Here is a 6,875-nt window from a genome sequence, read left to right on the forward strand (position 1 = left end):
AATGTTTCGTTAAAATTTGAAATTATTTTAAAGGAAAGATTGTGAGATTTCCCCCGGCTGAAAAGAAAAAAGCCACCCGCTTTTCACAGGTGGCCTTGTTTAAAAATCAATTTTTAACCTATTTATTGATGGTTACGGTAACGGTTTTTTCGATTTTCTTACCGTCTTCGTAAGTAATCTCTTTGGTTACTTTGACATCCTCGGCTTTGGTATGAATGTGACTCAATCCGTCGTCTGCTCTGATATGTGGCGCAATGATCAAGGCAACAATGGAAGTCAATTTGATGAGGATGTTCATGGAGGGACCGGAAGTATCTTTGAAAGGATCACCGACAGTGTCACCGGTAACAGATGCTTTGTGGGCATCCGAACCTTTGTATTGCATCACGCCATCGATCATCACACCTTTTTCGAAAGACTTTTTTGCATTGTCCCAAGCACCACCGGCATTGTTTTGGAAAATTCCCATCAACACACCTGACACGGTAATACCTGCCAACAAGCCACCCAATACCTCTGGGCCGAATGCAAATCCTACAATAATCGGGGAAAGCAATGCAATTGCACCTGGAGCAACCATTTCCCTCAATGAAGCTTTGGTAGAAATCTCCACACACTTCTCATATTCCGGCTTGGCTTTGTATTCCATGATGCCAGGAATTTCCCTGAATTGTCTTCTTACCTCGTTGACCATGTCCATCGCCGCCCTTCCTACTGCGGCAATTGCCAAGGAAGAAAAGATAAATGGAATCATCGCGCCAACAAACAATCCTGACAACACATCTGCTTTGTAAATATCGATGGAATCAATTCCTGCCATGCCCACATAAGCCGCAAACAAAGCCAACGCCGTCAATGCCGCTGAGGCAATGGCAAAACCTTTTCCGGTAGCTGCGGTGGTATTTCCTACCGCATCAAGTACGTCTGTTCTTTCACGAACTTCTTTTGGCAAGCCTGACATCTCCGCGATACCACCTGCATTATCCGCGATCGGCCCAAAAGCATCAATTGCCAACTGCATTGCAGTCGTTGCCATCATCCCGGCAGCAGCGATAGCCACACCATACAAACCTGCACTTAAGAAAGAACCATAAATACCTGCTGCCAAGACCAAAATCGGAGCAACAGTAGATTCCATTCCCAAGGAAAGACCACCAATGATATTGGTTGCATGGCCTGTGGAAGATTGCTTGATGATCGAATTTACTGGGCGCTTGCCCATCGAAGTGTAATATTCGGTAATCGCACTCATCAGAGCGCCAACGATCAAACCGATCACCACAGCCCCAAAAACTCCCATTTTGGTAAATGATATTGAACCACCTCTAGACAAAACCAAATCGCCCGCAGGCAACATATAGTCAATCAAGAAATAAGAAGCACCTACTGTCAATAGGATTGAAATCCAGTTTCCTCTATTCAATGCACCCTGTACACTGTCTGTGTCTTTGCTGATTTTGACGAAGAAGGTAGAAATGATAGAGAACAACAATCCCATACCAGCAATCACCAAAGGCAACAATACCGGAGCGATTCCTCCAAAATTATCATTTGAAACAATTTCCCTTCCCAATACCATGGAAGCTAAAATCGTAGCAACATAAGAACCGAAAAGGTCAGCACCCATACCGGCCACGTCACCGACATTGTCACCGACGTTATCAGCAATGGTGGCTGGGTTTCTTACGTCATCTTCAGGAATACCTGCTTCCACTTTTCCTACAAGGTCAGCTCCGACGTCCGCAGCTTTGGTATAGATACCACCACCGACACGGGCAAAAAGCGCAATGGATTCAGCACCCAATGAAAATCCCGCCAATACTTCTAAGGCTGTTGCCATGGCTGCACCGTTGACATCGCCTCCTGTAGAGACCACAAACATGTTGTAGAATACAATAAAGAGGGATCCCATACCAAGGACAGCAAGACCGGCAACACCGATTCCCATGACGGAACCGCCTGTAAATGACACATCAAGTGCCTTTTTCAAACTTGTCTTGGCGGCTTGTGTGGTCCTGACATTCGCCTTGGTGGCGATGTTCATCCCGAGGTAACCAGCAAATGCCGAAAGCACTGCTCCGATGACAAAAGAGATGGCGATGATCGGACTGGAATGTTCTACCAATGTTCCTGACCATGCCAAAATAATACCTGCAATAACTACGAAATAGAAGAGGATTTTCCATTCCGCCTTCAAAAAAGCCATGGCACCTTTGGCGATATGTCCCGCCAGTTCAACCATATTGGCATCTCCCGGGTCTTGCTTGACCACCCAGGCAGATTTGATGGCCATCACAATGAGGCCGATAATCCCCGCTGCGGGGACGAGATATACAATTGCTTGTTCCATAAATTATCTTGGGTTAACCCTAAAATTTTTAATGCGACAAAGATATTATTATTCACCTATCATGCAATCAATTGAAAAAAAATGGAGCTTGGTAATTTGTTGTAGAGGTTGTAGTTGTTCTAATTGTTGTAATTGTTGTAGTTGTTGTAGTTGTTGTAATTGTTGTCAGCTTCGCGTTGTCTGGTTGTTAAGTTGTCGGGATCCGTCATTCTGAGTGTAGCGAAGAATCTCTTGGTTGTAATTGTTGTAGTGGTTGTAATTGTTGTCTGCTCCGCGTTGTCAGGTTTCTATCTTATCGGGTGTCCGGATCGTAGCTTGGTACTTTGTATTTGGTTCAAATTGTTCGAATTGTTGTCAACTTCTCGTTTCTCGTATTTCGCATCTCATGGGATCCGTCATTCTGAGTCCCCAACATTTTAAAATGTTCAGAAAGGGTAATGACATAAATGGGAACAAATTGGCCTCGTCCACGATAGCGATCGGGATCGGCCACCGCGGTTGTTCTTGGGGGAAAATTCCATTTCTGTCATTGGTAGCCGCAGCTCCGAAGGTGAAGAATCTCCCTTAACTGAGACACTTCGCTACGTTCAATGTGACGGCACAGACAAAGCAAAGCTATCTGCACTATTTCTTTTGTCTTCCTTATCGGAGTCCGGCATTCTTCATTACTAATTCAGCATTCAGAATTTCAATCTCGTTTCTCGCTTCTCGCCTCTCGCTTCTCACCTCACCAACTCCCCCATCACCCAGTTTGCCCGGGCTCCTGTGATGCCTGTGCTTGGACAAGTTCCTGTTCCCAATAAGTCCTCCACAATGGATTTGATCAAAGGCTGTTGGATGTGCTTGGGCAGGTCAACATGGTAATGGATAGGGTCTTCCTGATCTGATTCCAAGGTAAATTCCCCTTTGCCAAAAGTCTCAAAACGGATCAAGCCTTTGCTGCCATAAATGATGATCTCATCGATCTCCGCCTTCTGGGAGGTAGTAAAACACCAATTCCCCGACCCCAATACCCCGTTTTCAAATACAAAACTTCCTGTCACAATATCCTCGGCATGGTAAGCTTTGGCTTGATTGGAGGAAAATCCAGTTGCCTTGACCACTGGTCCAAAAAAGAAATCAAGTAAATCCAACTGATGGGAAGCCAAGTCAAAGAAATAGCCACCGCCGGCAATCTCGGGATTGATGCGCCAATTGTTTTCCAGATGAACCACCACATCAGGTTTGAGTACCTGCTTCAGGTTGATGTGGACAGTTCGGATATCTCCGATGGCGCCGGATTCCATCAAATCTTTGATCTTCAAAAAATGGGGCAATGCCCTTCTGTAATATGCCACATACAATGGAACTCCTGCTTCATCACAGATGGCGATCATTTCCTTGCATTCCGCATGAGTCCGCGCCATGGGTTTTTCGACATAGACAGGTTTGCCGGCAGCGGCCACCAATCTTGTGAGGGGCAGGTGCATGTGTGGTGGGGTAGCAATATAGACCGCATTGACTTCCGGGTCGTGGACTAATTCCTCCGCGGATGTATACCACTTGGGAACATCATGGCGGAGCGCATAGTCCTTGACTTTGGCTTCATCACGGCGCATGACGGCCACGAGTTTGCTGTGGGGGATATACTTCATGGCCGGCGCGGACTTGACTTCACAGACATTGCCGACACCCAACACACCCCAACGGACTTCCTGATCTTGGATTTTTTTCATGGTTCTAAAGTAGGGAAAAAGAGGGAGGTTGGGAAGTGGTTTCAAAGTACAAAGTACCAAGTACCATGTACCATGTATGAGGGTAAGAAGTAAATGGTGAGAAGTGGGAAGGGAGGAAGTTGGAAGTTTGGAAGTACAAGGCACAAAGTATCAAGTACCAAGTACGAGATACGAAGGTAAGAAGTAGAAGGTGAGAGGTGGTATCAGTTAAACAATTAACCATTTAACCAAATAGTTGTACCGAGCGAAGTCGAAGTAACCTTTAATCAATAACCTTTAGCCAATCTTTAAGAAATGATCGTTAGATTGAATCATAGACCAAAAACAACCCCATGCTCCGATCTGACCAACTCAACAAAAACCCAAAACTTTACATTTTTCTTCCACTCTATTATAGCCTTTGGGCAGATAGCGAACTTACTTCCACTGAGGCCGAGGAAATGCAGGGACTCATTGAAAAACAGCCTTGGCTAAGTTCAGCCGAAAAAGAATGGCTGCAATCCCACCTCAATCCATCCCAACCCCCAAAGCCAAAAGAACTGAAATCCTGGAAATCTCTCATCCAAAAGCTGGAACTCGAAGGCTTGACAGATCTGTATGAAATCGGGAAATCATTGGCACATCAGCATGCGGGAGATACATCAATATCTTTTGAAGAAAGTCTGAAGACTGACTTTCAGCAAACAGAATTGGCAATTGGACTTCTGAGCAAAGAAGCCAAATTCAACTTCAAGTCCGGGCATGAGACAATTTCCACAGCATACAAAAAGGAAAGCAACTTTGATATCGGAAAGATGGCTGCTTTGCTCGATGGCAATCAGACTGAATTGATCCAAAAAGTCAAAGAGGTGATTTCCCAACCTTCATTTGCCTACCGTGAATATGATTCACTGACGGACCAAAGGGAACAAGTCTTGACTTGGTGTCGGGAACTTACCAAACATGGCTTCGGTGCTTGGACATTTCCCGACTATGCAGGAGGAAAAAACGACATGGAAGGTTACTTCACCATCATGGAAACGCTGAGTTACCATGACCTCAGCATGGTGATCAAATTTGGGGTGCAGTTTGGACTTTGGGGAATGAGTGTTTACTTTTTGGGAACAGAAAAACACCATCAAAAATACCTCAAAGACATCGGCAGCCTCCAGCTTCCCGGTTGCTTTGCCATGACAGAAACTGGTCACGGTTCCAATGTCCGTGGCTTGGAAACTACAGCCACTTACGATCATGAAAACAAAACCTTTACCATCCATACCCCTAATCCCGATGCCAGAAAGGAATACATCGGAAACGCCGCTTTGCATGGGCAAATGGCAACGGTATTTGCAAAACTGATCATCGATGGGGAAGATTATGGCGTCAATGCCTTTGTCGTACCACTTCGGACTACGGAAGGCAAGATGATTCCCGGCGTAAGGATAGAAGACTGTGGCCGAAAAATGGGCCTCAATGGGGTGGACAACGGGGTGATCTATTTTGATCAAGTTGTCATCCCAAAAGAAAACATGCTCGACAAATACGCTGCTGTCAGTGAAGACGGTGAGTTTGAAAGCAGCATCAGTTCGGACAACCGCAGGTTTTTTACAATGCTTGGGACGCTTGTCGGTGGCAGGATCGGTATCCCAAGATCAGCCATCTCAGCCACCAAAACCGGGCTGACCATTGCTATCAGGTATGGAGAAAACCGAAAACAGTTTGGCCCGGAAGGGGGGGAAGAAATTCCGATCCTCAACTACCGCATGCACCAAAGGAGATTGATGCCACCATTGGCAGAAACCTACGCCATCCATTTTGCTTTGAAATACCTTACTCAAAGGTTCCTTGACAGAACCGAAGAGGAAGCCATGGAAATCGAAGCTTTGGCGGCAGGATTAAAATCCTATGCGACTTGGTTTGCCACGGCCACTTTGCAGGAATGTAGGGAAGCATGTGGAGGCAAAGGCTACCTTTCCGAAAACCGGATCGATGCCCTGAAAAATGACACAGATGTCTATACCACCTTCGAGGGCGACAATACCGTCCTGATGCAGTTGGTCGCCAAAAACAGGTTGACGGAATTCAGACGGGAATTTGGTGACATGAACATTTCCACCATTTTCAATTTTGTGGTCAGCCAAGCCCGGACCTCCATTTCAGAGAAAAATCCCATCATCGTCCGGAGTACCGCCACAGAACACCTGTTGGATTTTGAATTCCATATCAATGCTTTCCGCTACCGAGAAACTTCCATTCTCAGTAGTGCCGCCCAAAGACTCAAAAAGCACATCGAGCAGGGCATGGATTCCTTTGATGCCTTCAATGTCGCCCAGCATCATCTGATCAATGTCGCGCAAGCCTATATCGAAAGGATTGTTTTGGAACAGTTCCAAAAGCAGGTGAATCAGACTGAGGACGAAAGCTGTAAAATGGCCTTGGCACAACTCTGTCAGCTATACGCCTTATACACCATCGAGAAAAACAGTGCCTGGTACCTCGAGCAGGGTTATATGGAAGGGGTCAAATCCAAAGCCATCCGCAAGGAAGTCAACCAACTTTGTTGGGAAGTGAGGAAAAATGCCCTTGCTTTGACAGATGCTTTTGGGATACCGGAAAGCTGTATTGGGGCACCGATTGCTGTCAAATCAATTTAGAATTAAGAATGATGAATTGCTGGAGCCGTCATCCTGAAGGAGGTACGACTGAAGGATCTCATAATGAGAAAAAGAAGCGAGGAACGGGAAACGAGAAGCTAGAGAAAAAATTAATGCTGAATTCTTAATTCATAATGCTGAATTGCTGGAGCCGTCATGCTGAACCGCAGCTTGCGG

The 6,875-nt window shown here is 45.8% G+C and carries 3 protein-coding genes; 1 reads left to right on the plus strand and 2 read right to left on the minus strand.

What is annotated here, in order from left to right; genetic code table 11:
• Positions 1-118: 118 nt before the first annotated feature.
• Positions 119-2,350 (minus strand): sodium-translocating pyrophosphatase, encoded by a 2,232-nt coding sequence (locus M3O96_RS17990; RefSeq protein WP_249722830.1) that lies wholly within the window; start codon positions 2,348-2,350, stop codon positions 119-121.
• A 722-nt stretch (positions 2,351-3,072) separates the two neighbouring features.
• A complete protein-coding gene (locus M3O96_RS17995) occupies positions 3,073-4,065 on the minus strand; it encodes a Gfo/Idh/MocA family protein (protein WP_249722832.1) in 993 nt (330 codons plus the stop codon).
• 332 nt (positions 4,066-4,397) lie between these two features.
• On the opposite strand from M3O96_RS17995, the gene M3O96_RS18000 reads away from it, so the two are divergent.
• Positions 4,398-6,698, plus strand: a complete 2,301-nt coding sequence (locus M3O96_RS18000; protein ID WP_249722834.1) for an acyl-CoA dehydrogenase family protein — start codon at positions 4,398-4,400, stop codon at positions 6,696-6,698.
• The last annotated feature ends 177 nt before the right edge of the window (positions 6,699-6,875 follow it).

This window comes from Aquiflexum sp. TKW24L, from assembly GCF_023502205.1.
Taxonomy (GTDB): Bacteria; Bacteroidota; Bacteroidia; order Cytophagales; family Cyclobacteriaceae; genus Cognataquiflexum.